Raw genomic sequence first — 26,129 nt, 5'->3', positions numbered from 1 at the left:
CCATGAACGATTTGAAATCCTTTGCCAGCGACAACAACTCCGGCGCGCATCCTGAAATCATGGAGGCCGTGGTCAAAGCCAACACCGGCCATCTGAAATCCTATGGCGAAGACGAAATTTCCATCCACACCGATGAGGTGTTCAAGGAATTTTTCGGCTCCCGTGCGCGCATCCACTATGTGACCACCGGCACCGCTGCCAACGTCCTCGGTATTCGGGCCGTGACCCACACCTACAACTCGGTCCTCTGCGCCGAGCAGGCCCATATCAACAACGACGAGTGCGGTGCGCCAGAGGCCTTTGGCGGCATCAAGCTGGTACCCATCCCGTCCAAGGACGGCAAGCTCACGCCCGGCATGATCGCGCCGTATCTCGGCCACGTCGGGTTCGTGCACGCCTCGCAGCCCAAGGTCGTGTCCATCACCCAGCCCACGGAAGTCGGCAAGCTCTACACCTTGAAGGAAATCGAGGACATAGTGGAGTTCGCCCATGACCGCGACCTGCTGGTCCATCTGGACGGCGCGCGCATAGCCAACGCCTGTGCCGCCCTGGATTGCTCGTTCTTTGACATGACCACCGCTCTGGACGTGGACCTCGTCTCCTTTGGCGGCACCAAGAACGGCTGTCTCATGGGCGAGGCCGTGATCTTCCTGAACCCGGAAATCGGCGAAGGCTTCCCGTACCTGCGCAAACAATCCATGCAGCTTGTCTCCAAGATGCGCTTCGTGTCTGCCCAGTTGGAACGCTATCTGGCCGACGACCTCTGGCTGATCAACGCCCGTCAGGCCAATGCCATGGCAAAACGACTGGCCGACAAGGCCGGAGCCATCGACGGCGTGGAGATTCTGGATACGGTGGACTGCAACGCCATCTTTGCCCATATCCCGCCTGCGGCCACTGAGATACTGCAAAAAGACTACTACTTCTATGTCTGGGACGAGCACACCCACACCGTGCGGTGGATGACATCCTGGGCCACCACCGAGGAAATGGTGGATGAATTTGTTGCGGACATCAAAAAAGCTGTGGAGGCTGTTTCATGAAACGAGTTTGTGTCTATCTCGGCTCCAACCCCGGTTTTGACGAAGCCTATGCGGAAGCGACCAAAGCACTCGCCAGAGAACTGGCAGCCCGCAATATAGGTCTGGTATATGGCGGCTCCAACGTAGGCCTCATGGGTCTTATCGCCAACACATGCCTTGAGGTCGGCGGAGAAGTTACCGGCGTCATTCCGGAGTTGTTAGTGGAAAAGGAAGTGTCGCACACAGGGCTCTCCAAGCTCCACGTGGTCAAGTCCATGCACGAACGCAAGCAGAAGATGGCCGACCTCTCCGACGGCTTCATCACCCTGCCCGGCGGCATAGGCACGCTGGAGGAATTTTTCGAAACCCTAACGTGGAGCCAGCTCGGCTATCACACCAAGCCATGCGGCCTGCTGGACGTCAAGGGCTACTACTCATACCTGGCCGAGCACATGGACCGCATGGTGCAGAACGGATTCCTCATGCAGGAACACCGAGCCATGGCGCTTACCGATGCCACGCCCAACGGACTGCTCGATCAGTTCGAGACGTATGACCCGCCCAAGGTGGATAAGTGGATTGAGAAGAAGAAGGGGTTGTAAAAGCGCTTCCAATTCGTAAGTATCATTTTTTTGCGGCGAACAAAGTCGCAACGGCATAATCACATGGGTTAGTAAACTCATATATTCAAACTTACAGGAGCACACACATGGCAAAAGCATCTGCCCGCCATCTTTTGGTTAATGATGAAGAAACCTGTCTGGACCTGAAAAAACAAATTCAGGACGGCGCAGATTTTGGTGAATTGGCAAAACAACACTCCAGCTGCCCTTCCGGACAGCGCGGCGGCGATCTCGGTGAGTTCGGCCCCGGTGCCATGGTCCCGGAATTTGACACCGTGGTGTTTAACGAAGCTGTTGGCGAAGTTCATGGCCCGGTAAAAACACAGTTCGGTTACCACCTGCTGGAAGTCACGAGCCGCGAAGACTAAACATCTCTTCACCGTTGTAATAAAATGCCCTGCTCTTTTCAGCCAAGGCGTTTTCCATAAATGTTGATAAAATGGCTCCGATGAACTCGGGGCCATTTTTCTTGGCTTTACCCCGCATAGACAAAAGAGTGATAGCCTCTCAATCATTTGACCTGGAACCATCTCGGCACACCAAGCCGTGCGGACTGCTTGACGTGAAAGGATACTACACCTGTCTCGCCGAGCACATGGACCGCATGGTGTAGAACGGGTTCCTCGTGCAGGAGCACCGTGGCATGGTGCTGACCGACTCCACACCCGACGGGCTGCTTGATCAGTTCGCGACCTATGATCCGCCTCAGGTGGACAAGTGGATTGAGAAAAAGAAGGGGCTGTGATCTGCGGCAGGTAGAGTGAAAAACTACCCGTAAGTTGCTTGAAACAAATCCCTTTCTTCTCTGCTTGCAGGACGAACAGAAATCACCCAAACGGTTTCATCGGGGCGCATAGTCGTGACCATGAATACCACGTTATTCTGGTCATCGTAGCAAAGATGGTTGTGCCTAACTTCATCACCGTACTCGTCATTTGCGACAACTTTTTTTCTGGTCATCATTGGTGATGACGAGAAAGGTTGTATGGTTCTGTTCAAAAAATCGACTCCGCTTTCTAAAGCGTATCCATGCTTTTTACGGTTAATTTCGTCCTTGTTTGGGTCGTAGTCGATCTGTGTCTTTCCAAAAACAATGCGGAAGTCCTCGTCCTCAATTCCAAGTATATCGACGATACTCATGATCTCCTCATTGGGTTACAAACTTGGCTCTCCAGAGCAGTAGCCACAAGCAACACAGTGCTCCTCAGCTTCTTTGAGGCTCAAAGCGAAATCTCGAACAGCGCCCAAACCTACGTCAGAGAGATTTGGAGAGTCGTGGCTTAACTCATTGATTAAGTTATCGACTCCGAAAACTCTCATAACCAACTGCTCTGCCCGTTCCTTCTTTAAGGCTGGATGTCCATTTTGTGAGGACATCAACGCTCCTGCCAGCACTTGTTTAAGTTTAGTCGGTTTGTTCAGGCCGTTCTCTGTGCTGGCTTTTTTGGCTGCTCTGTAAAGGACGTTGCTTTCAGATGGCTTTGAAAAGTCAAGTAAATCTTTGATGGTGTAACGATTGTCGACTTTGTAGGGGAGAGATATCTGAAATCGGACGATCATTCTTTTCATAAAGGATTCAGTGACTATTCTTAAAAGGCTTCCAAGAGTGAGATACCTTTCCTCGGTCAATGCTGCCTGAATATGATCCCAATTCCCCTTGAGGGTTGTAAGCGTTGGTCCAGTCTCTGGAGTCCACGAACCATACTTGGTTGCTATCCAGGACTTCTTCGCGCCAAGCGCATCTGCTTTGTTGAGTAGAATCTTTCCCCATCGTTCATCGTGGGTTGTCACCAACAACTGATAGTCTTGGAACTGATGAGCAAGCAACTCCGCGATCCTGTCTTGATGATCTCGGTCGATACTGGAAACTACATCATCTAGTACCAGGAGTGTCCCTTTGGGATTGAATTCTTGGACAGCGGCAAGATAGACAGCCAGTCCAAGGGAGTCCAAGTGGCCCTCGCTTAAGAAAAGTTCGGGGTTGGCGTCAACGACACCGAGAAAGTCGACCCCTAGTCTAAGGAGCCATGCGCGCCCCTGCTGGGGAGCGAGAGATATGTCTTTACACTCTGGAGCTTCCCCACAACCTTCGTGCAGAAAATTATATATTTTTAAAACCTTACCCTTAAACCGCTGTAGGCTGTCTGATAATGATTTTGAGTAGGCCTTATTATATGTCTTTTTGACTCTGTCGGCCAAGCTCACAAATCTTTTCGCTGCAGCAACTTCCTCTTCAATGGACTCGATAGCTTTTGCATGCTTATTAAGCATTGTCAGAGACACATGTAGCCCAACAATATCTCCGTCTAATCTCTTCTCTAAGCTCTTCTTTTCCTTCTGTAATTCCTCTTGAAGTTTTTCGGCGATGCCCCTGTTAAGCTGGCACCCATCTGCAAACTGGTTGAATGCTTCATTGTTATCTCCGATGAATTGTTCAACGCCTTCCAGAACAATGTGTTTTAGCCAAGCGTGTGTTGCACCCCATAGTTCTTTTTCTCCGTCTGAGCTGAAGTGTTCAGCACAGCTTTCGAGGACTTCGTGGTAATTGTCTCTTGCTTTCGCGATTGCTTCGGAGAATCTAGCCAGCATCATCCTTTTTCGACTTTGCGCTGACCTGAGGTTGGCAAGACTTTCTTCCCGTTGACGTAAATCATCAAGCAGTTCACCCGGAGATACTCCGTTACCACATAGCGGGCAGAGGTTTTCATTTGGGTGCTTCTCAAAAAAGATTATTCCTTCGTTGATAATGGCCCCTTTTTCTCCATCTACCGAGTTTTCAAGAGCCTGTTCCACATCCGAGTATGCCTCTTCCAATCGAATTAATTCTTCTTCGTAGTTCGGAGGGAAGGTTGGGCTGAGGCTTGCAAGTCCTAAACTGACTTTATCCAAAAGGACCTGATCGGCTCCTCCAATTTTTTGGGAGAGAAGTTCTATTGTCGTCGGAATGTCATCGACTGAGTTGATTGCGGGCAGGTCTATTCTTACAGCTAATTCAGATGCCGCTTGAATGCCTTGTACGAGTGATTTTGGAACATCGCCATCAGGCGGGGAGCATTGCTCCAACTGCCCTTGCAATAGCTGCTGAACTCTATCTAATTCGAGTTTGGCTTCATTATGAGCCTCTTTGAACGCCTCTTTCTGGCGTTCTAAATTATCCATGCCCAACAGTGCCATAAACTCTTTAAATCTATCGCCCGGACGAGCTTGAATGAAAGCGAGCAAGCGATTTCGCCTGAGAATAAAACTTTCAGCAGAGGGATAGCCTGCAAACCCTCCTTGCTCTGGTGGTGTCCAAATCGGTTCACCATCCTTGGGGATGTCTACAACAGACGGGTCTCCTGAGCGTGGCCAAATAGAGATTTTGGGGTCGTTAGTCGCATATACGTTTGGTAAAGAGGATGCGTCCTCTAAATGAGAAACAGCTCCTTGGAAAAAAAGCTCAATGCCGTCGGCTATGGATGATTTACCCTTTCCATTGCCGCCGACGATGAGGACATTTTTCCCGTCAAATTGAACGGTACAAGTGTTAGCTCCGAGTCCACGAAACCCTTGGAATTGGATGGCCTTGATTTTGGAAAAGATCATCCTTCACCCTCCGGACTTTCTTCATAGTCACACAGAATATCGAGAATTTTATGAGGGTCGGGATACTCTTCATTGAGGTAAGCTGTGAGCTTCTCCCTGACTTGATCACAAATTGCTTGCTCTTTCTTTAGCCCGCCATCGAAATTGCTTGCCAGCTCATTCATCAGATAGTTCTTTAAACCAGCTGCTTCGGCCTTCTCCTCGGGGGAGAGTGCCTTGACATCATCTCCTTGCATGTTTCAACTCCCGAATGTTTGTGAATTCAATGGTGTATTTTGGTCTATACATGTTTTATGAATTGCATGCATTAGAGTTGATTTTACACAATAAAGTCAATGCCTATCTTTGCTAGCTGCTCTTTGAAATTAACTCGTCTTAAATTTATTGTTGAGCTGGCTAAGTTCTGCCTATAGGCGATTTCGGTTCTGGGTTTGGGGTATACCCACCAAGCACCCCAGGATACCCCCTTGCACTCAAAAGTATATCAGCCCGTATACCAAAGCACCCAAAATGGGACTAAGCACACGCTTGCTTAGCTTGATAAATATATGATTTATTTAATTTTAACCAAAGAAGGCACATTGTGTTTTATTTCACAAGTATTTGACCTGGAATCAAATCGGCTACCACGCCAATTCAGGCGAACTGCTGGACATGTTCGCCAAGTATGACCAGCCGCATGTGGAGAAATGGATTGAAAAGAAAAAAGGCCTCTAGTCGAGGCCTTTTTCAATCAATTCATTCTTCAAACTCTATGGGCAGACTGATTTCTCTTTCAGTGCCTTGATCCACTCCTCCGGGCCGAAGCCGACTATCAAGCGCTTTCCGACGACAAGCACCGGCGTGCCGGGGAGATGCAAATCCTTGGCAAGTTGTGCGCTTTTGAGGACATGGAGTTCGTGCTTGAGCTGCAACTGCTCGTAGAGTTTCTCGATGGTCGTGCCCTCGACCAGCTCCGGGAACGCCTTGGTAAACTGAATGAGCATCAGCATGCGGGCTGTTTCGAGGTCGGTCGTTTTGGCCTTTTTCAAGTCCGTATAGGCAAAATCAAGCAACTTCTTCAGGCGGTCGGTGCCCACGGCGTCTTCCAGAATCCAGGCGGCCATATCTGAACCGATAAAACTTCTGCGCGGAAAGAATGAGAGACGGTACGAGCCGAACAGGTCGGAATATTCACCCATGAGCTTGTTTGCCAAGCGGCAATGCCAACACAGGGGGTCACTGATGATCAGGACCTCGCCTTCGCCCTGACCGGGCACTTCGATCTGGGCCTGATCATATAAGGCCTGATATCTGGGATCACACCCTCCAAGGTCTTCGCCGTCTTTTGCAGACACCGGAGCCGACTGGGCTGGCGATTCGCTTTTCTTCTTGCTGGGTGATGTCGTTTCGGCGGAATCAGTACATCCGGCGAACACAGCCACTATCATCAGGACCATAAGGGTGAGCAATGTTTTTCGCATGCACGCCTTATATGCTCATCTTCTCGTGATGCCAAGTGTTCACAGGGAAAAGCGCTGAAAACGCCTTTGCCGCCGTGATCTCCGAGAGATCAGGCCGCCACGTACCCGCTGTCCAGAACCGGCATATCCACCTTTTCATTGGCTTGCAGAAACTGCTCCACACCATTTTTCCCCATGAACCGGGACAGGACTTTGGGATCGGACTGCATGAGATCAACGAGAATCAACCCGTCCAGGCAGTTGCCGAAGTCCGGGTCCACATTGAACCCGATGATCTTGCCACCCAGCTTGAGATACTGCTTGAGCAACACGGGTATGCCGCGGCCATCCTTTTCAACATTGCGGACCATCTCAATAACGTCATCCGGGTCGTTGAACACACTTTCCGGCAGGGTGAAATCCACCTTCTTGAGCTTCTTGACCTTGGGCGGTCGCTTGGGATGGGCCATGCCTGCCAGCTCCGGCAGGGAACAGTGTCGCTCCATGAACCCGATGATCAACTCCTGGGAAAGCCCGGAGTAGTCACTGGAAATGGACACACAGCCAAAGAGCTTGGAGTACTTCGGATTCTGCACCACAAACGCGGCCACGCCCTTCCACAGCAGCAGGAGCGGTTGATAACTCTTCTGGTATTTCGGAATAATAAACGACCGCCCCATCTCCAGGGCCGGACCGAGGTCACGCAGGAAGCTCTCACGATAGTTGAACAGGGTGGACGTATACAGCCCGGCTGCGCCGTGTTCCTGCAGAAGTTCATCCGTCAAACCGAATCGATACGCCCCTGCCACCTCTCGCTCCTTGTGATTCCAGAGCACGAGATGCCGGTAGGTGTCGTCAAAGATATCGATATCCATGGGCAGACCGGTTCCCTCGCCAACCTGACGGAATGTTTCCTCTCGGCGAATACCTATCTCGCGCAGGATACGGGGAATCTCGAAGGCCCCGGCGTGAAAGACAGTGAAGGTTTCATTCTGAATGAGGATATGCTCGTCAGACAGACTGGCCACCTCGGAAGCCAGAATATGCTTGCCGCGTGAGGTGGCAATGGGCGCCATTTTACGGCGCTCTTCCTTGGGCTTGAATCCGAACCGGGATTTCCTGTCCTGACGGAGCAGATAGGTTCGAAAGCGCAGATAGCTCATCAATTCGTGCTCGTCTGCGAACTCGCTGATCCTGCTGCCCGGAATGGTTGTCCCGAAACGCATGCGGATAGCCCCTTTTGCCGCGTGCTTCAGGTTTTCATGCGGCAGTAGCACGGTTCGCAGCCTGGGATGGATCAACCCCAGCGTCTGGAACAGGCCGGAGTTGCGGCCATCAAAAAAGACCGGAAGCACGGAGGCGCCGGTCTTGCGGATAATACGGCCTATCATGGGGCTCCAGATCGGGTCGCTGACCATGGCCTTTTTGACCTTCAGACTGGAGACCTCGCCCGCCGGAAAAACGATGAGCATGCCCCCATCCTTGATCCAGCGCATGGATTTTTTGAGACCCGCGATATTCTTTTTGGCGGACTCCTCTTTACCGAACGGGTCCACCTCGATGAGCAGTTCGTCCATCTCGGGAATTTTTCCGAGCATGAAGTTGGCCATGATCTTGATATCCGACCGCACCTCGCGCAGGGCCTTGACCAGCAACAGCCCTTCCAGCACGCCAAAGGGATGGTTGCAGACAGCCACCAGCGGACCGGTTTTGGGAATACGACAGACCGGCTGGCCCTCTACCGAAAAATTAACGTCAAGCAACTCCATCGCCTTGTCCAGAAAAGGCGCGTCACTTCCAGTTGCATGAAGGGCGGAATACATGGTGTTGAGCGTGTCCAGCCGCAGCAGCTTGGACAGCGGCTTCTTGACCATGGAAAACAGGGTGTGCCGAACAGGATCGACAAAGGGAGAATCGAGATTGAAGAGCGGGCCGTGGGTCCGGTCGTCCATTGTATGCCTCCAGGTGTGTTTGGAGGACGTTATGACGAAAACCGAACAAATGCGCGCCGCTCGGATGACAACTCTGCGCCAAAGCGTGACACTTACCCGGCGATTTCGTGACAGGCCATTGCAGACAAAACCCCTGCGCATGCGACATGCACAGGGGCTTGTTCGATTCATTGGTTGAGGGCTTGTGCCTACTGGGAAAGAACACCTGTATCCTTCAGTCCCCAATGCCTGCGTGGAATCGGAAGGCATACGCTTTTGTCGGCCATGTCCGTGCACATGATCAAACCGCCGGAGTGCTCCTCCCAGAACAACTTGTCCACAAACAGGGCCACCGCCTGGGATGCCGTCAGACTGTCGCAATCCGCAGCAGGCATGTATTGCCGCATGACAGCTTTTGCACCCAGATGAACGAGACGTGCACCCTCGCGAGTGAGGGCCACATCCTCAAAATCTATGGCGTGCAGGATAGGATCAATACCGTATTGACTAAGGACCTCTGCCGTGGAAGCCGGTTGATGCATGCTTGACATGGTGGACTCCTTTTCCCTTTACCGGAAATGTTGCAAATCCTGGTCCTGTTTTGCAATTTCTCCAATCCAGGCGTGACATATAGCCCAAATCCCGGTATACAAGCCCCCATCATTCAACGCGTTATCAGGAGAGACGCATGTCTTCAAAATTGAATTTGGCCGAATATACCAAAGAATATGTGATTGGTATCGAAGAACTGGACGAACAGCATCAGTCCTTTTTCGAGATGCTGACAAAAATTGATGCCGTTGCCCCGGACCTCTATCGTCCCATGGACGAAGATGAAGCGGACGACATTCTGGATATCCTCGGTGAGCTGCGCGATTATGCCCTGCACCACTTCGGGACTGAAGAAGGCTACATGCAGGAAGTAAAGTATCCGGGACTGAAAGCACAAAAAGCTGCCCACAATAAATTCATCACGGATGTTATCCGTATGGAAGCCGAGATCATGAACGGCTCTTCCATGCCGCCCATCAAAATTCGAAATTTCATCACTGAATGGTATGGCGAACACATCCTGACAATGGATAAACCATTCGGCACATTCTATTCAAAAACCGAAGACTAACGCCACAGACAATCCGTTATCCCCAAATCCGGTTCACCCGTTTTCCGTGGACCGGATATTTTTTTGCTCTTGTTGCTTGACACAGAGACTCCCATGTTTATCTTCCAACACAGTCCATCAGGGAGACCTGTTGGGCTTAACAAATTAAATTATTCCTTTGGAGGTATAGAGGATGAAACTGAAACCGCTGAACGACCGTGTATTGGTCAAGCGTATTGAAATGGAAGAAAAAACTGCGGGTGGCATCTACATCCCGGATTCTGCCAAGGAAAAGCCCTCTAAGGGCGTGATCGTTGCTGCCGGTCCCGGCAAACTCGACGACGCCGGAAAGCGTGTCGACATGACCGTCAAGGAAGGCGATACTGTACTGTTCGCCAAATATGCCGGCACCGAAATTGCCATCGAAGGCGAGGAACACCTGGTCATGCGTGAGGAAGACATCCTCGCCATTGTCAGCTAGTCCTGTTTCCTACTCACTACACCTACATTTCTTTTAAGGAGAATAGATCATGTCGAAAGAAATTCTTTTCGATGCCAAGGCCCGCGAAAAGCTGAAAGCTGGCGTGGACAAACTGGCTAACGCCGTCAAGGTTACCCTCGGTCCCAAGGGCCGTAACGTCGTGATGGAGAAGTCCTTCGGTTCCCCCACCATCACCAAGGACGGTGTTTCCGTTGCCAAGGAAATCGAGCTGGAAGACAAGTTCGAGAACATGGGCGCACAGATGGTAAAGGAAGTCGCCTCCAAGACCTCCGATGTTGCCGGTGACGGCACCACCACTGCTACCGTTCTGGCACAGGCCATCTTCACCGAAGGTGTGAAGCTCGTGGCAGCCGGTCGCTCCCCCATGTCCATCAAGCGCGGTATCGACAAGGCTGTCGAAGCCATCGTCGCTGACCTCGAAAAGGTCGCCAAGCCCACCCGTGATCAGAAAGAAATCGCCCAGGTCGGCACCATCTCCGCAAACAACGACGCCACCATCGGCAACATCATTGCCGAGGCCATGAACAAGGTCGGCAAGGAAGGCGTCATCACCGTTGAAGAAGCAAAAGGTCTGGACACCACCCTCGATGTCGTCGAAGGCATGCAGTTCGACCGCGGCTACCTCTCCCCCTACTTCGTGACCAACACCGAGCGCATGACCTGCGAAATGGAAGAGCCGCTGATCCTCATCAACGAAAAGAAAATCTCCAACATGAAAGAGCTGCTGCCCGTGCTCGAGCAGTGCGCCAAAATGTCCAAGCCCCTGATGATCATCGCTGAAGACATCGAAGGCGAAGCTCTGGCAACCCTGGTTGTCAACAAACTGCGTGGCACCCTGAATGTCGTCGCCATCAAGGCCCCCGGCTTTGGCGAACGTCGCAAGGCCATGCTCAAGGACATCGCCACCCTGACCGGTGGTCAGGTCGTTTCCGAGGATCTCGGCATCAAGATCGAGTCCATGACCGTCAACGACCTCGGTTCCTGCAAACGCGTTGTCATCGACAAGGAAAACACCGTCATCGTCGACGGCGCTGGCAAGGCCGACGAGATCAAGGCCCGCATCCAGCAGATCCGCGCCGAGATCGCTGACTCCACTTCCGACTACGATCGCGAAAAGCTCCAGGAGCGTCTCGCCAAGATCGTCGGTGGTGTGGCCGTCATCAACGTCGGTGCCGCCACCGAGACCGAGATGAAGGAAAAGAAAGCCCGCGTCGAAGATGCTCTCAACGCCACCCGCGCAGCTGTCGAAGAAGGCATCGTGCCTGGCGGTGGCGTGGTCCTCGCCCGCTCCGGTGCCGCAACAGCCAAAGTTAAGGCCGCTGATGACGACGAGCAGGCCGGTATCAACATCATCTGCCGCGCCGTTGAAGAGCCGCTTCGTCAGATCGCCGCTAACGCCGGTCTCGAAGGCTCCATCGTGGTCGAGAAGATCAAGGAAGGCAAAGGTGGCATGGGCTACAACGCCGCTACCGACACCTACGAAGACCTCATCAAGGTCGGCGTCATCGATCCCAAGAAGGTCACCCGCACCGCACTGCAGAACGCAGCTTCCGTTGCAGGTCTCCTGCTGACCACCGAGTGCGCCATCGCCGACAAGCCCGAACCTGCAGGCGCTGCAGGCGGTATGCCCCCCATGGGCGGCATGGGCGGCGGCATGCCCGGCATGGGCGGCATGGGCGGCATGTACTAAACGGTACAGCCCTTTAGCCAAACACATAACCCGGCCTGCGATGTATTCGCGGGCCGGGTTTCTTTGTTGACGAGGCGACCGCCCCCTCCCCCATCTCCCACTGTGTGCTGTTGCGTGAAGCGTGAAGCCAGACGATCATTCAGGCAGAGCACCGACTTTAAACAACTCCGCGACTCTGGTTGAAAGGCGGCCCCAAGTCTGCGAGGCTACTGCCAGATGTCAAAAGCGCAAAAATCGTCAAGTAAAGAGATGAGAAGCAGGCAAAATGATTTCCATGAGCAACCCTAAGAAGAAATCAAAAACGGATTATGCGAAACGGATGGATCGGGTCCTGGAGTATATCCATACCCATCTGGACGAACCGCTGGAGCTGTCTGTGCTCGCAGAGGTCGCCTGTTTTTCACTGTACCATTTTCACCGCATTTTCAGTGGCATGGTCGGCGAATCAGTCAAATCGTACGTACGACGACTTCGACTGGAACGAGCGGCGATCTCATTGATGCACAGTAAAGCGCCTGTTACCGAGATTGCGTTCAATGCCGGCTTTGAGACGCATGAATCGTTCACTCGCGCCTTCAACTCCAGATTCGGTATTTCTCCCCAGGGGTTTCGCAAGGTTCATCGTGTGAATCTTGAAAAAAAACAGATCGAATACTGGAAGGAGATCATAATGGAAGCGCACATCGTTGAACTCGAAGATATGGACGTGTATTTCGTTCGCCACGTCGGCCCCTACGCAGAATGCGCGTCTGCATGGGAAACGCTCTGCGGATGGGCCGGGCCCAAGGGACTCATCCGTCCCGAAGTACGGTTTCTCTCACTGAATCATGACGACCCGGATGTCACGGCACCAGAGAAAATTCGGTGCGACGTGTGCATGACCGTTGAGGCACCCACTCCCGCACCACAGCCCCCTATCAGCAGGAAGACCATCGAAGGTGGCCGATATGCCATGACGGTTCATCATGGTCCATACGAAAAACTGGCCGAGACCTATGCCCAACTCTGCGGCCAATGGGCGCCCCAGAACGGGTACGAGATAGAGGCCCAAGCCAGCATCGAAATCTATCTCAACAGCCCGAAGCAGACCGCACCGGAAGACTTGATAACCCAAGTCCACATCCCTATAAAATAGCTGAATAAAACGACAGGGTGCACTTCCTGAAAAGTGCACCCTGTCTTCATGGAAAAATCGGCAACCTGCCACTGCTATCGCAGTATCTTATTCGCCAAAAACTTCTGAATACCCACGACATCACTGCCCTTTTTCAACTCTTTTATGATGGGTTCATGCCGTCCCGACACCCACATCTTGAGTTCGGCATCGAGGTCGAAATGGCCTGCGGTTTCAACAGCGAAGGTGCTGATGGATTTATAGGGTATTGACAGATAATCCACCTTTTTCCCTGTCATCCCCTGTTTGTTAATGAGCAACAGCCGCCCGGAAGTGAAGACATACATATCCCGAACAACTTTAAAGGCCCGTTCCACTCTCTCGGAATCACCGAGAATCGGGGCCAGATCATTGGCGACCTCTTCAATATCAACTTCAGAGGCATTTCCTATCAATCCATTCAAAAATCCCATTTCAACTCCAATGCATATCAGTGAGTACCATAATCAAACAGTTGAAAACACATATCATCCTGTTCACATTCTTTCAAAAAAAGTGCAGCCCCTCTCATCACTCAACCCAGCTATATTCGGCGATCACATCGAGAAATTTCTTGAGCAAAGCCGTTTCATTCTTCTTTTTCCACAATGCGGTAATTTCCCACTGCGGCAGGTCACCAGAAATGGCTTTGAACACCACTCCCCCACGACACGCAGTGGCACTGGATGAAGGCACCAGGGCACAACCGAGACCGGTTGCGACCAAGGCGACAATGGATTGTTCAGTGTTGGCTTCCTGGACTATATTCGGCATGAACCCGGCCTTGTGAAAAGACCCAATCAACGAACGATACAATGCAGGCTGATTCATCGGCTGGAAGAAGACAAGGGGTTCCCCGTCGAGATCCTTGAGGGTGAGATCATCCCGGTCAGCAAAGTGATGCCCTTCAGGGACGGCCAACGCATAGGGTTCCCTCAAAAACAGCATTGAATTGAACCCGGACGTATCGTGCCCGAACAGACGCACAAACGCGATATCCAGCCGATCTCCCCGCAGCAACGGCAACTGCTCTTTGGTTGCCTGCGCGGAAAAATCAAGTCGAATATTCGGGTTGCGCTCCCGGAAAGTACGGATGGCCCGAGGCAGTCTCGACAATGAAGCAGGCCCGATAAACCCCACACTCAATTGTCCTTCCAGCCCTTTGGCCATGTCCTTGACACAGATGACTGCTTCCTTCAGCCGATCTTCCAGATCCTTGCACCGCCTAAGAAACTCCCTGCCCTCAGGCGTGAGCGAAACTCTGCGACTGGTTCGTTCAAGCAGCGTGACGCCAAGCTCTTCCTCAAGCCGCTTTATCTGTTGCGACAATGGCGGCTGGGCTATGTGACAGCGTTCGGCCGCCCGCCCGAAATGCAGTTCCTCTGCCACGGCAATGAAATATTTGAGTTGTCTGAGTTCCATGAACAAGACTTAATGCATATTGATCATCGTGTAAATATGTATTGGACATATCAATGCCACATTCCTAGTTTCCGTAAACAAACAAGGAGGCTTTCAATGCAGGGGAAGAATGTTTGTCAACTCTCCATTTCAGGAACCATTGTATTCACCATGCTGCTTGTTGCCGGACTTGCCATGGCAGGTCCGCCCAAAGAGGAAAGACTGATTTCCGGCGTTTCACAACCTGTCGGGCTGGTCAGGGATACCTGGGCCAACCTTTACTATGCCGACATGGACACCGGGCAGATATTCTGTCTCCCGCATGACGGCGAACCAACGCTCTATGCGACCATAGAAGGAGCCCCCACAGCACTGGCTATTGATACGGTACAGACGCTGTATATCGGCACGGAAACAGGAACGATATTCGCTGTATTACAGAACGGAAGCATGGTCGAAGCATACCATTGCCATGGCAGCGTAGCGGAGCTGAACCTTGATCGTGACGGAGGACTGGTCGTTTTTCTGAGGAACGGCACCATTCTCAGGGTCAACAGGGAACAACTCATACTGCATCAATAACCACACTTACAACAGGTGGAACAACCGCCCGGGGAGAGGGAATAAGTATGCCTCCCCGGGCATCGCTCTTGCATGATTTTGCCCTAGGAAAAATCTGCCATATCAGCAGGAGTATGACATGATACAATCAATTGGATACGATATGGTTGCAACGCCGGTGCAGTCCTTGAAAAACACTACGCAAGCCCCGGCAACGCAGGCGCAGTCAGGTACAACCGGCGACACGGTCACCATATCCAGCGAAGCCATGGCAGTGAGTAAGACTGCCGCCAACCTGAGTGCCCGAGGGCTCGACTCGCTGCCCGCCTTACTGACCGCACAGGAATTGGACGAACTTTCCGAGGATGTGCAAAGCCGCATAACCGCATTGTTTTTGGAAAACGACATTTCCACAGATCCGCCAGTAGAATTGACCGTGGATGAGCAGGGAGCCCTGCGCGTTAAGGGAGAGCATCCCAACAAGGACAAGATCGAACAACTGCTTGCGAACGAAAAAGAATTATCAAATGATTTCAGGCAAGTCGCTGCTACGACCGAAATCCATGAGGCAGGAGCCAGACATATCGAATTCATGAAGGCCTACGAACAAGACCCGGAAGCGGCTCTTATCCGGTTCAGCTATCTGTTTGACGGTAGGCCGGACGGAGAGCCGTTCAGCATGGTCATCGGCGCGAAAACCAAAGCTTAAGAGCGGGCACAGTATAGATCTAGAAACTCAGGTCGTGTGATTTCTTGGCAGCGGCCGCGGTTTTTCCACCCGCCTTCTTCCCGCTGAATATCTTGGGTTCCGCCTTTTTCACGAGCTTGGCGGCTTCGGCATTGAGCGGATTGCGATCCAGGGCGGCCTTGGCATTATTATAGACCTCGCCCCAATTGAGCTTCTTGAGATGCAGCTTGGCCAGACGCAGATACAACCCTTCGCTGGGACCGAGCCACCGCATGGCATCCTGTATGGTAGCCAGGGCTTTCTCGATCTCGTTCATACCTTCATAACTCAGGATGAGCGCATTGTAGGCACGGGAATCATTATTCTGCGATTCCAAGGCCTTTTTAAGGTAGGGAACGGCTTCGGGGAAAAGGCCGAAATGGGCCAAGCGGTTACCTATATCAGAATTGATACCCTCGATATCATTAAAGTATTCCGATATCTTCGAGTACAATTTACGGGCTTCGATCTGGTTATCGCCTTCAATGAGTTTGGCAGCCTTGATCAGGTTGTCATCCAGCACCATGAGCCGCTTTCTGAGTTTGGTGACACGCGCCTTCTCCATGGCCTCGCCCAGTTTCTTGTGCAACCGCATAAGGGTCTGGTAAAAGGCCCGCTCCTTCCCCTTCTGAAACTTGAGGCCGGCCGGAAAGAGCTTTTTGATCATCTTCATCTTGTTGAGGTCTCGCATGGCCTCGTCAAGGTGTGCATGAATCTCGAACTTCTCGGCACCGAAGACCTGGCTGATGGCCAGTCCCTTAATGGCGTTTGCCAGACACTCAAGCGTCTTCAGATAGTCGCTCTTCTTGGCATACGATCTGGCGCGTGCGATGTCTTCGCGAATTGCTTTTGCAGTCTGTGGTGTGGGTGACATGAGTACCGGTTTCCCAATGAGTAATACACGTGATTATGGCGTAAACTAATACAGTTATACAGTTTTCGCAAGTAGCCCCCCCCATCGGGCACCCCCTTTTGGCCAGGTGGATGATGATCAGTCTCCAATCCGGTTGACGGAACCCTGGCCAGCGGATAGCGTACGTCTTCAATTTACCCCTCCCATCCAATCACGTCAGGAGTCGCCTGTGAACATCTACCTTGCAGTTATCATAGCGTCCCTCCTCCTGTCGTGGCTGCTGGGAATACTCTCCGACCATCTCAGCGCAAAGGCCATGAAGCCCACGCCGCCCAAAGAATTTCAGGATGTCTTTGACGCCGCAAAATATGCGCAATCACAAGAATATACTCGTGCCTCCATGCATTTCTCCACGCTGACCGGCACATTCAACATCGTTGTCATCATCGCTGTCATTCTGTCCGGAGGCTTCAACTGGCTGGACATGCTCATCCGCTCGCTTGCATTCGGCCCCATGGCAACAGGGCTGCTGTATATCGGCGCTCTCGGCCTCATCAGCGGCGTCATGAGCCTGCCCTTCGAGGCATACCAGACCTTTGTTCTGGAGAACCGGTTCGGCTTCAACACCACCACACCGGGCACCTTTTTTCTGGACCGTTTCAAGGGAATGATACTGACCGCTCTTATCGGCGGTATCCTGGTGGCCGGGGTCCTGCTCTTCTTCCGCGAAACCGGTCCCTTTGCCTGGCTCTGGTGTTGGGGATTGGCCGTGACCGTGTCACTGGCGTTGACCTATGTAGCGCCCACCTGGATTCTGCCCCTGTTCAACACATTCTCTCCCCTTGAGGAGGGCGAACTGCGGACCGCGCTGGAACGCTACGCCGACAAGAACGGCTTTGAGCTGTCAGGCATCTTTGTCATGGACGGTTCCAAACGATCCACAAAGGGCAACGCCTTTTTCACAGGACTGGGCAACCGCAAACGCATCGCCCTTTTCGACACGCTCATCAAGGAGCAGACCACAGAAGAAATCGTTGCCGTGCTCGCCCACGAAGTAGGACACGCCAAACTCGGCCATATACGAAAACGTCTGATCACAGGTTTCCTCAAGACCGGTGCCGTGTTCTACCTCATGTCCCTGTTTCTGGATTCGCCAGGACTTTTTGCAGCGTTCGGCATGGAACACATCTCCAACTATGCGGGGTTGACCTTCTTTGTCCTGCTTTACACCCCGCTCTCCCTGGCCTTGTCCGTGCTCTCCAACATGGTCTCCCGCAAGCATGAATTCGAAGCCGACGCCTTTGCCGCCCACACCACTTGCGACCCCATGTCCATGATTTCGGCGCTCAAGAAGCTGTCCGCCAGCAACCTCTCCAATCTGACCCCACACCCGCTCACTGTCTGTCTGGAATACAGCCACCCCCCGGTACTCGCTCGGGTCAGGCGTCTGGCCGCGATCTGACAGACCGCGCACGGATGCTGTATTCTCTCACCCCTGTAGTGATGAGGAAAACGGACGAGGAAAACACCTTGCAGAACGGTACGAAAACGTCAGGAAAGCAGAGAACGATAAACGACCAAGTGAACTAACCGGCTGCTCGGGCCGCGACCTTGGCGGCCTCTTCAGCCTTGCCTTGTGCTTCCAGAGCTTCCACCAACAGATCCCAGTAGGCATCCTTGGCAGGCGCGAGCGCGGATGATTGTCGGGCGAGCACTTCGGCAATCTGCGGGTCCTCGCCCTGATCGAGGTAGAGCTTGGCCAGCATATGCATGGCCTGATGGTCGTTATGATCGGCATTGAGTGCAAGATGCAAATATTCACGAGTTCCCTCGATATCACCCTGCTTGTAGGCCACCCGCGCCAACGGCCTGAGCACCATGCGCTCACCGCCCGGCTGCTCGGCAGCTTTCTTATAGTAATTGGTTGCCTTCTTAAGGTGCTTGGCATGCTCTTCGATGGACCCCAAACGCATGAGGGAATAGACATGCCCGGGTTCTGCCTTGAGGCACTTGCGGTAGGATGCTGCGGCACTCTTGAGGTCGCCCAGACGATGATTGGCCCATCCGAGGTTGTACAGGGCGAGCACGTCGTTCTTTTCCACTTTGACCACGGCCTCGAATTCATGCCGGGACTCTTCGAACCGGCCGAGTTGCCCGTAGCAAATGCCAAGTGAGTTACGGGCCAGCAGGTTGTTCTCATCGTCGAGCAGGGCCAGCTTGAATTCCTCGATGGCTCCATAGATATCGCCATCCATGAAACGACGATCTGCCGACAGGTTGAGGGATATCGAATCGAACACGGCCACACACGGTTCAGGCAGAAGCAAGGCGTGTTCTGATGCCTTGCGACAATTTTCGAGCATGTCGGCACGATCGAAATTGAGGAACGGATAACAAGAGGAACCTATAGCGACCCTGATCCCGAGCGTGTCTTTGGTGAATTTTTCGATCTCCAGCGTCCGCTCATTGAGCGTTTCCCGATCAATGTCTTCGGTGAAAAAGATCATGCCGTTGAGCCCGTGTCGACCACCGGTCGATGCTTCGCCAAAGACGCCCCGCGCCAACTTGGCCACCTGAAGCGCCATCTGATCCATGCTGTCCTGATACCCGTCGAGGTCTTCACCCGGCTGATCCAGAATACGGATGAGTGACAGGCCGAAGGTTTTCGGCTCAAGACGCGCTTTGGAAAACCAGGAAACAAACTCGCTGTATCGTAAAAGTTTGGTCAACGTATCAGTGCTGGGCATGGATTCGTCCGTTGCTTCTTCAAGGTCGGTAAACAGGCTTTCATCCCCGTCAATAAGTTTGAGTCGATCACCCGCGTCCACGGTCCAGCTAGCGTCTCCCAGATGCAGGACCTCTGCAAAGGCGATATCGTCCTGCACTTCCACAAGTACGACCTCGCCTTTATACATGGCTGGATAGCGCCCGGTAATGCGCTCATTTTCGGTGATGGTTTTGGAGGCAATCTGTCCCGACTTGGGCGTACGCACCAGAAAACGCTGGCCGACCTTTGCACCGGCGGTCTCACCTAGGGAGACGATCATTCTGTTCATGGGCAAAATTTCCAACACGCGTCCGCCCTTGCTGAGGATATCCGCATAGCCGAACACCCTGTTGCGGCCCTGATCCTTGGCCACCCCGACACCTTTGCGCGCCTTGCGTACAAGCATCCGGGCCTGTTCGGACGGGGTCCGCCTGAACTGGGCGCCCTCAAGCCCTTGCGGATAACAAACGTATCCGAGAGAGCCGGTGACGGTAATGGTGTCATTGGAGATTTCGTCAGTAAATGAAAGTTTGCTGAGGCCCGAACGGATGACTTCCGAAAGTTGGAAACAGGCATGCGGCTTGGCGTCCGGCACCAGAAAGGCGAACTTGTCGTTGGCAAACCGCGAAACGGTCGTATATTTCGGACAGACCATATTGAGCAACCGCCCCACTTCCGCGAGGATGTCGTCGCCGGTCAGATACCCATAGCGTTCATTAATGGGCTGAAATGTATCGAGGTCGAGAAAAAGCACACCAAAGGTCCCGGAAAAGGTCATGTCCGCATCACGCCCTTCCACCGAGGTCCGGCAGCTTCCTGCGGCGATACAGCTCTGCACCTGATCAATGGCCTGCTCCAGTTCCGAGAAAAAGAAATTGCGCGAGTAGAGTCCGGTGAGCGGGTCGGTGACTGCCTTTTTGTAGAGAGCGAGCTTCTCCAGCACTGAGCTTGCCAGGGCCATGATGTATTTGGGGGCCGTACTGGGCGCCTTGAGCCGAACACCTTTGGCGATGAAATAACAGAGCATCTGCCCTTGAAAGACCAGAGGAAGAATCAGTTCATTATCTTCTTTTCTGAACTCGGGCTCCGGAATCTCCTCGGTCTTCTGTCTGGGAAAAAACAAACTATAGGAGGTAAATGGGAGGAATTCGGCTATGGAATCCTTGATGGTATGCTCGAAATCAATCAGCTCCTGGGGCGTGAAAGAAATGGCCTCGTCCGCAAAGATGTCTTTTTTTGTCCTCATAATTCGGGAGGGTACAACGGAGGCAGGTTTTTCTCAAATGAAAGTTTGGCCTATGGAGCCCTTATTTTCCCTTCGCTGTCAGCGCACTCTCCCCACATGTGAAGAGAGGACGATCCACCCGAACTATATCAATACATCTTGATATAAACATTTTGTTTGACTCCCGGATACAAATCTGTCAGTTGTTCACCAGGATTAATACCAAATATGAATATTATTACCGACCCCATTGAGCTGCAACGCACCTGCCTGCAATGGCGCGCGCAGGGCCTGACCATAGGCCTGGTGCCCACCATGGGCTTTTTGCATGCGGGACATATGTCTCTCATGGCAACGCTCCGGCCCGAGTGCGACAGACTCATAACGACCGTATTCCTCAACCCGACCCAGTTCGGGGAAAACGAAGATTTGTCCAACTACCCGCATGACTTTGACGGCGATTGCGTCAAAGCGAAAGCCCAGGGAACGGACCTGCTCTTCGCGCCCAGTCCCGATGCCATGTATGCAGATGATCATGCTACCTGGATCGACGTGCCGGACCTCGGCAAAAACCTGTGTGGCGCGTCCAGAACAGGTCATTTTCGCGGTGTCTGTACTGTTGTGACCAAACTGTTCCAGTTGACCCAGGCCACCAAGGCCGTGTTCGGCCAGAAGGATTGGCAGCAGCTTGCCATCATCAAGCGCATGATCCGCGACTTGAACATGCCTGTGGAAATCCTCAGTCATCCCATTGTGCGGGAAGACGACGGCCTGGCTCTCAGCTCACGCAACGCCTACCTGACTGAAGAAGAACGTGCGGCCGCTCCAGCCATCCGAAAGGGCCTCCTGAAGCTGGCTGCCATGATCAAGGACGGCGAACGTGACGCAGCCAGCGCAAAGGCTGCACTGAAAGACGAATATGCATCCACCCTGCCCATGGGCAGCTCGGATTACATAGAGATCGTGGACCCCGACTCCATTGAGCTGGTGGAAACGATCGACAAGCCTGTGCTGGCCGCCGTGGCTATTCGCGTTGGCAAGGCACGGCTCATAGACAACATTTTGATCGAGGTTTAATCCATTGGCTCAACGATGCTTTTTGAGCGCCAAAATCCACGGCGCTTCCATCACCTGTGCGAACCTGGAATACCGGGGAAGCCTGTCCATCGACACCGCGTTGATGAAAACCGTGGGGATTCTGCCCTACGAACAGATAGATGTTTACAATATAGATAACGGCGAACGCCTGACCACATACGCGATTCCCGGGAAACCGGGAGAGATATGCCTGAACGGGGCTGCAGCCCATAAGGGTGAAGTGGGACAGCGGATCATCGTGGCCTCATACATGTGGTTGGATGAAAATGAGGCCAAGACCCGCAAACCGCGTGTCGTGGTCGCCGGCAAAAACAACACCGTCGATGAAATCCTCGAATGTGATCTCATTCAGGATTTTTAGACGAAAATTTACAGTAGCATCCCCCAAGGAGGGTACGCATGCAGATTGAAGGCAAATACCTGTTTACTTCCGAGTCCGTGACCGAAGGCCATCCCGACAAAGTCGCTGATCAGATATCCGACGCCATTCTGGACACCATAATAGGTCAGGACCCCATGGCTCGTGTTGCCTGCGAAACACTGGTCACCACCGGCATGGCATTCATTGCCGGTGAAATCTCCACCTCTGCCTACGCCGACTTCCCGGAGATCGTCCGCGCAACCATCAAGGACATCGGTTACAACTCAGCCGACAACATGGGCTTTGACTGGGAAACCTGCGCCGTCATCTCTTCCATTGACAAGCAGTCCCCGGATATCGCTCAGGGCGTTGATCGCCAGAAGCCCGAAGAACAGGGCGCAGGCGACCAGGGCATGATGTTCGGTTTCGCCACAAACGAAACCCCGACCCTGATGCCCACCCCCATCTACTATGCCCACCAGCTTTCCAAGCGTCTCACCGACGTGCGCAAAGAAGGCGTTCTCGATTACCTGCGCCCTGACGGAAAAACCCAGGTCTGCGTGGAATTCGACAACGGTAAACCCGTTCGCATCGACAACGTGGTTGTCTCCTCCCAGCACGCTGAGGGCGTCGAACTCGGCCAGCTTCAGGAAGACCTGCTGCGTGAAGTCGTCATGAAAACGCTGCCCGAAGAGTTGCTGGACGACAAACTCAAGTCCTACATCAACCCCACCGGCCGTTTCGTCATCGGTGGCCCGGTTGGCGACTGCGGTCTGACCGGTCGCAAGATCATCAACGACACATACGGTGGTGCCGGTGCCCACGGCGGTGGCGCATTCTCCGGCAAGGATCCGTCCAAGGTTGACCGCTCTGGAGCCTACATGGCTCGTTACGTTGCCAAAAACGTCGTTGCCGCCGGCCTGGCCGAACAGTGCGAAGTTCAGATCGCCTACGCCATCGGTGTTGCAGAACCCGTTTCCGTGGTCGTCTGCTCTCGCGGCACCGGCAAGGTCTCCGATGAAGCGCTGACCGCTGCCGTCAAGGAAGTCTTTGACATGCGTCCCTACTTCATCCTTGAGCGTCTGAACCTGCGCCGTCCCATCTTCCAGGCTTCCACCAACTACGGCCACTTCGGTCGTGAGCTGCCGGAATTCGCCTGGGAACAGACCGATGCCGTTGACGATCTGCGCACAGCCTGCAAGATCTAGTCGGTACTGACAGACAAATAGATACGCCCGGTTCAGCCTATGCTGGACCGGGCGTTTTTCATTGCATCAGCGCCATTGTGTCCAATCGTCGACGAACACCGTGTCAGATTGCGATCACTCCAGCATGCGCTCAGCTCGTATCCGATCAATCTCCTGACCAAACATATCGGCGAGAACCTGCCCACGTCTTCCCAACGTCTTGGAAAAAGCCAAATGGTACGCGACACGTTCCACGATAAAAGCGACCTTTACTCGTGAAAAACGACCGGACTCCTTCTTGTAGTATTCCATGGCCAGGGAATTCCCGATGGCGAATTGAATACGTCCCAGCAAAATCATATGACACAGGGTCTCACTATCTTTGACATAGGAGATCTTCTCTCCGAGGAGATCGTGTACCCCCTTGCCAAGGTAATACCCCCGTACAGCTCCGACGGAACTCGTCCCAATGTCCGACAATGTCCGTGGCACATAGGCATTTTTTGCATTCATGTAGAGGACAACGGCATCAGCAGTCTCTCCACTTTCGGAATAATAGAGATACTCTTCTCGGCTCGCATTTCGAAATACATCGATGATGGCATCTACAAAACCATACTTCACAGAATCAAGCGCACGGATGAAAGGCTGCCAGATGAAATGCGGTTCAACCCCGAGTCGCCTACACGCCTCACGCACGAGTTCTATCGATTGACCACGAGCCTCGCCGGCATCATTAATGTACGTCAACGGGGGAAAGTTCTCATAGACAAAACGCAACTCTTCCGCCCGCACCGAAACAGCGGAAAAGAGGATGAAGAAAAGAATAAAAGTGCCCACAGGACAAGACTTCACGGTCATAAGACAACCATGATGGAAGGGGATGCCCATGTCAATTGCATTAGCCTGCGGCCGCACACCAAAAAGCGGATACTTTCCCATGCCGAATTACACAGATTACAGACACAAACTACAACTGTTGACATGTCAACAAAGCTCCCGTACAAGCACTCTTCACCTCTCTACAGGAACGATGCACATGCTTGAATCAATAAAAAAACGCAGGATCAGCCTCGGCTATCGAATCAGCCGACTTTTCCGGATGAACACGTGCCTTCTCGACCAATGGACAAAAGGATTTTCAATGCATTGCGGGCAGATACCGTACATTATTTCCATTGTTGAAAAAGAAGGACTGACGCAGGAAGAACTGTCAACCACAGTCCATCTGGACCGAGGGCATACTGCGCGTATGTTGAAAACCATGGAGGCATCGGGGCTCATCAAACGCGAAAAAAATCCGGAGAACCGGAGACAGAAATTTGTGTATCCCACGACCAAAGGCAAAGCTCGTTACCAGGCACTCATGCCCGTGCTTTCCCGACACAATGCCGTCATGTTTCGCGGATTCTCAGCTGAAGAAAGAAATGCTGCCATAACCATACTTGATCGGGTCATCGCCAATGTTCAGAGCGAACTCGACGGAGAAAGAATATAATGATCTCGGAAAAAGAACGTACTGCCGGACTCTGGGCCATCACGATCACGCAATTCGCGTTGGTTTTCATGCTCTCATCAGTGGCAGTGGCCATTCCCTCACTGGGTGCGGAATTCGGCGCAACAGCCGCCCAACTCGGACTGGTCGAATCCGGCTATATCTCTGCCGTGGCCATGCTGCTCTTCCCGGTTACCCGACTGGCTGACATGATCGGTCGCGGATTCGTTTTTGTTCTCGGAGTCACCGTCTTCACGGTGTTCAGCCTGATCATCCCCCTGTCGCACTCCATTGAACAACTCAATGCCCTGCGCATGTTTCAGGGTGCCGGCGGAGCCATGATGGTCACCACCGGACTGGCAATCCTGGCCGATCTCTTTCCCGGACAGCGCCGCGCCATGGCCCTTGGGATAGCCTCTGCCGGAGTCTATGTCGGCTTGTCCGCAGGCCCGTGGCTTGGCGGTATGATCGCGACAGAAATGGGCTGGCGGGCAATTTTCTACATCGGCGCCGTCCCCTGTGTGCTCTGCCTGATCATGGTCATCTACGTGTTGCCGGTCAAACCCGTCCGCAAAAAATGTCCGCCCTTTGATTTCATCGGTGCGATCCTCTGTGCACTCGGCATGCTCCTGCTTGCGCAAGGCGGCTCGCACTTCCATAATATCACCGGCAAATCCATGCTCCTGGGCGGATTGTTGTCGTTGACGGCGTTTGTTTTCTGGGAACGTCGGACCAAGGCTCCATTGCTGGACATGACCCTGTTCAGCGAGAATCAGGCCTTTGCCCTTGGCAGCACCGTACAGTTCATCAGCTATGCTGCCACCTTCGGCATCACCTTTCTCATCTCCCTTTACCTGCAGGTGGCTCAGGGCATGACGCCCGGTCAGGCCGGGATGATCCTCATGGCCCAACCGATCATGCAGACCATATTCTCCCCTGTCAGCGGAAAGCTCTGCCAGCGCTGGGCTCCCCACAATGTCGCGACCGCAGGCATGGCCCTTGCCACGGTTGCCCTCGGAGGCGCTATTTTCCTCGAACAAGGTGCGCCGATCTGGTTCATCGCATTGGTGCTCGGAGCCTGCGGTACGGGGAACGCCATATTTGCCACAGCCAATACTGCGGTCATCATGGATGCTGTCGAAAAAGAGCATTACGGCATCGCCTCCGCCATGGTGGCAGGTATGCGTACCACGGGCATGACCGTCAGCCTGGTGTTCATCAGTGCCGTGCTGGCCACCATGGTCGGCCCTACCGCCCTTCATGCAAAAGACGCAGACCTCTTTGTTCACGCCATGAACGTCTCATTCATCGCACTGACGGCAATCAGCGCGCTGGGCATTCTGCTCTCGGCACGGGCCAAGATACGACAACGCAAAGCGGTGACATCGAGCCGCTCATAGAGGA

The 26,129-nt window shown here is 53.1% G+C and carries 26 protein-coding genes; 15 read left to right on the top strand and 11 right to left on the bottom strand.

Annotated elements, in window-relative coordinates; translation table 11 throughout:
* The first annotated feature begins 2 nt into the window (after positions 1-2).
* From SRBAKS_RS16620 to SRBAKS_RS16610, 3 genes are all read left to right on the top strand, one after another.
* Positions 3-1,043: a threonine aldolase family protein gene (locus tag SRBAKS_RS16620; RefSeq protein WP_229592013.1), complete on the top strand. Its 1,041-nt coding sequence runs from the start codon at positions 3-5 to the stop codon at positions 1,041-1,043.
* Positions 1,040-1,624 carry an LOG family protein gene (locus SRBAKS_RS16615; protein WP_229592012.1) on the top strand — a complete coding sequence of 195 codons (585 nt, stop codon included), beginning with the start codon at positions 1,040-1,042 and terminating at the stop codon, positions 1,622-1,624. The genes SRBAKS_RS16620 and SRBAKS_RS16615 overlap by 4 nt, the downstream gene beginning before the upstream one ends.
* A gap of 107 nt (positions 1,625-1,731) precedes the next feature.
* Positions 1,732-2,013 (top strand): peptidylprolyl isomerase, encoded by a 282-nt coding sequence (locus SRBAKS_RS16610; protein WP_229592011.1) that lies wholly within the window; start codon positions 1,732-1,734, stop codon positions 2,011-2,013.
* Between the two features lie 400 nt (positions 2,014-2,413).
* Here SRBAKS_RS16610 and SRBAKS_RS16605 read toward each other — a convergent pair whose 3' ends face one another.
* From SRBAKS_RS16605 to SRBAKS_RS16580, 6 genes are all read right to left on the bottom strand, one after another.
* On the bottom strand, positions 2,414-2,785 hold the full coding sequence (locus SRBAKS_RS16605; protein WP_229592010.1) for a BrnT family toxin: 372 nt from the start codon (positions 2,783-2,785) through the stop codon (positions 2,414-2,416).
* Between the two features lie 15 nt (positions 2,786-2,800).
* Entirely contained in the window at positions 2,801-5,230 is a 2,430-nt protein-coding gene (locus SRBAKS_RS16600; RefSeq protein WP_229592009.1) for an AAA family ATPase, read from the bottom strand.
* Positions 5,227-5,466: a hypothetical protein gene (locus SRBAKS_RS16595; RefSeq protein ID WP_229592008.1), complete on the bottom strand. Its 240-nt coding sequence runs from the start codon at positions 5,464-5,466 to the stop codon at positions 5,227-5,229. Before SRBAKS_RS16595 ends, SRBAKS_RS16600 begins: the two co-directional genes overlap by 4 nt.
* A 516-nt stretch (positions 5,467-5,982) precedes the next feature.
* Positions 5,983-6,693 carry a DsbA family protein gene (locus SRBAKS_RS16590; protein WP_229592007.1) on the bottom strand — a complete coding sequence of 237 codons (711 nt, stop codon included), beginning with the start codon at positions 6,691-6,693 and terminating at the stop codon, positions 5,983-5,985.
* Positions 6,694-6,782: 89 nt separating this feature from the next.
* On the bottom strand, positions 6,783-8,624 hold the full coding sequence (locus tag SRBAKS_RS16585) for a bifunctional lysophospholipid acyltransferase family protein/GNAT family N-acetyltransferase (protein ID WP_229592006.1): 1,842 nt from the start codon (positions 8,622-8,624) through the stop codon (positions 6,783-6,785).
* Positions 8,625-8,812: 188 nt separating this feature from the next.
* Positions 8,813-9,154, bottom strand: coding sequence for a hypothetical protein (locus SRBAKS_RS16580; RefSeq protein WP_229592005.1), 342 nt, complete (start codon positions 9,152-9,154; stop codon positions 8,813-8,815).
* A gap of 137 nt (positions 9,155-9,291) precedes the next feature.
* Here SRBAKS_RS16580 and SRBAKS_RS16575 point away from each other — a divergent pair, with 137 nt between their 5' ends.
* From SRBAKS_RS16575 to SRBAKS_RS16560, 4 genes are all read left to right on the top strand, one after another.
* Positions 9,292-9,726 carry a bacteriohemerythrin gene (locus SRBAKS_RS16575; protein ID WP_229592004.1) on the top strand — a complete coding sequence of 145 codons (435 nt, stop codon included), beginning with the start codon at positions 9,292-9,294 and terminating at the stop codon, positions 9,724-9,726.
* 172 nt (positions 9,727-9,898) lie between these two features.
* Positions 9,899-10,186 (top strand): co-chaperone GroES, encoded by a 288-nt coding sequence (groES, locus tag SRBAKS_RS16570; protein WP_229592003.1) that lies wholly within the window; start codon positions 9,899-9,901, stop codon positions 10,184-10,186.
* A 49-nt stretch (positions 10,187-10,235) separates the two neighbouring features.
* A complete protein-coding gene (gene groL, locus SRBAKS_RS16565; RefSeq protein WP_229592002.1) occupies positions 10,236-11,897 on the top strand; it encodes a chaperonin GroEL in 1,662 nt (553 codons plus the stop codon).
* Positions 11,898-12,171: 274 nt separating this feature from the next.
* Entirely contained in the window at positions 12,172-13,032 is an 861-nt protein-coding gene (locus SRBAKS_RS16560) for an AraC family transcriptional regulator (protein WP_229592001.1), read from the top strand.
* Between the two features lie 74 nt (positions 13,033-13,106).
* On the opposite strand, the gene SRBAKS_RS16555 is transcribed toward SRBAKS_RS16560, so the two are convergent.
* Positions 13,107-13,484 (bottom strand): PH domain-containing protein, encoded by a 378-nt coding sequence (locus SRBAKS_RS16555; RefSeq protein WP_229592000.1) that lies wholly within the window; start codon positions 13,482-13,484, stop codon positions 13,107-13,109.
* A gap of 97 nt (positions 13,485-13,581) precedes the next feature.
* Entirely contained in the window at positions 13,582-14,472 is an 891-nt protein-coding gene (locus tag SRBAKS_RS16550; RefSeq protein WP_229591999.1) for a LysR substrate-binding domain-containing protein, read from the bottom strand.
* 96 nt (positions 14,473-14,568) lie between these two features.
* Between SRBAKS_RS16550 and SRBAKS_RS16545 the strand changes: the two genes are divergently transcribed.
* Positions 14,569-15,033 (top strand): SMP-30/gluconolactonase/LRE family protein, encoded by a 465-nt coding sequence (locus tag SRBAKS_RS16545; protein WP_229591998.1) that lies wholly within the window; start codon positions 14,569-14,571, stop codon positions 15,031-15,033.
* A gap of 118 nt (positions 15,034-15,151) precedes the next feature.
* Complete coding sequence (locus SRBAKS_RS16540; RefSeq protein ID WP_229591997.1) at positions 15,152-15,721, top strand: hypothetical protein; 570 nt, start codon at positions 15,152-15,154, stop codon at positions 15,719-15,721.
* Positions 15,722-15,740: 19 nt separating this feature from the next.
* Here the strand turns inward: SRBAKS_RS16540 and SRBAKS_RS16535 are convergent, their stop codons facing one another.
* Positions 15,741-16,613, bottom strand: a complete 873-nt coding sequence (locus tag SRBAKS_RS16535) for a tetratricopeptide repeat protein (RefSeq protein WP_229591996.1) — start codon at positions 16,611-16,613, stop codon at positions 15,741-15,743.
* A 208-nt stretch (positions 16,614-16,821) separates the two neighbouring features.
* Here SRBAKS_RS16535 and SRBAKS_RS16530 point away from each other — a divergent pair, with 208 nt between their 5' ends.
* Entirely contained in the window at positions 16,822-18,054 is a 1,233-nt protein-coding gene (locus SRBAKS_RS16530) for a M48 family metallopeptidase (RefSeq protein WP_229591995.1), read from the top strand.
* A gap of 124 nt (positions 18,055-18,178) precedes the next feature.
* Here SRBAKS_RS16530 and SRBAKS_RS16525 read toward each other — a convergent pair whose 3' ends face one another.
* Positions 18,179-20,605, bottom strand: coding sequence for a tetratricopeptide repeat-containing diguanylate cyclase (locus SRBAKS_RS16525; protein ID WP_229591994.1), 2,427 nt, complete (start codon positions 20,603-20,605; stop codon positions 18,179-18,181).
* Positions 20,606-20,812: 207 nt separating this feature from the next.
* Here SRBAKS_RS16525 and panC point away from each other — a divergent pair, with 207 nt between their 5' ends.
* Genes panC through metK form a run of 3 tightly spaced genes read left to right on the top strand, consistent with a single transcriptional unit; the run spans position 20,813 to position 23,251 of the window.
* Positions 20,813-21,661, top strand: coding sequence for a pantoate--beta-alanine ligase (gene panC / locus SRBAKS_RS16520; protein WP_229591993.1), 849 nt, complete (start codon positions 20,813-20,815; stop codon positions 21,659-21,661).
* Between the two features lie 4 nt (positions 21,662-21,665).
* On the top strand, positions 21,666-22,043 hold the full coding sequence (gene panD / locus SRBAKS_RS16515; protein ID WP_229591992.1) for an aspartate 1-decarboxylase: 378 nt from the start codon (positions 21,666-21,668) through the stop codon (positions 22,041-22,043).
* 38 nt (positions 22,044-22,081) lie between these two features.
* Complete coding sequence (gene metK / locus SRBAKS_RS16510) at positions 22,082-23,251, top strand: methionine adenosyltransferase (RefSeq protein ID WP_229591991.1); 1,170 nt, start codon at positions 22,082-22,084, stop codon at positions 23,249-23,251.
* A gap of 114 nt (positions 23,252-23,365) precedes the next feature.
* Here metK and SRBAKS_RS16505 read toward each other — a convergent pair whose 3' ends face one another.
* Positions 23,366-24,091, bottom strand: a complete 726-nt coding sequence (locus tag SRBAKS_RS16505; protein ID WP_229591990.1) for a substrate-binding periplasmic protein — start codon at positions 24,089-24,091, stop codon at positions 23,366-23,368.
* 178 nt (positions 24,092-24,269) lie between these two features.
* On the opposite strand from SRBAKS_RS16505, the gene SRBAKS_RS16500 reads away from it, so the two are divergent.
* Complete coding sequence (locus SRBAKS_RS16500) at positions 24,270-24,728, top strand: MarR family winged helix-turn-helix transcriptional regulator (protein WP_229591989.1); 459 nt, start codon at positions 24,270-24,272, stop codon at positions 24,726-24,728.
* Positions 24,728-26,125, top strand: coding sequence for an MFS transporter (locus tag SRBAKS_RS16495; protein WP_229591988.1), 1,398 nt, complete (start codon positions 24,728-24,730; stop codon positions 26,123-26,125). The genes SRBAKS_RS16500 and SRBAKS_RS16495 overlap by 1 nt, the downstream gene beginning before the upstream one ends.
* The last annotated feature ends 4 nt before the right edge of the window (positions 26,126-26,129 follow it).

Source organism: Pseudodesulfovibrio sediminis, from assembly GCF_020886695.1.
Taxonomy (GTDB): domain Bacteria; phylum Desulfobacterota; class Desulfovibrionia; order Desulfovibrionales; family Desulfovibrionaceae; genus Pseudodesulfovibrio; species Pseudodesulfovibrio sediminis.
The sequence above is the reverse complement of the archived record's forward strand: the minus strand, read 5'-3'. Positions and strand labels throughout refer to the sequence as shown.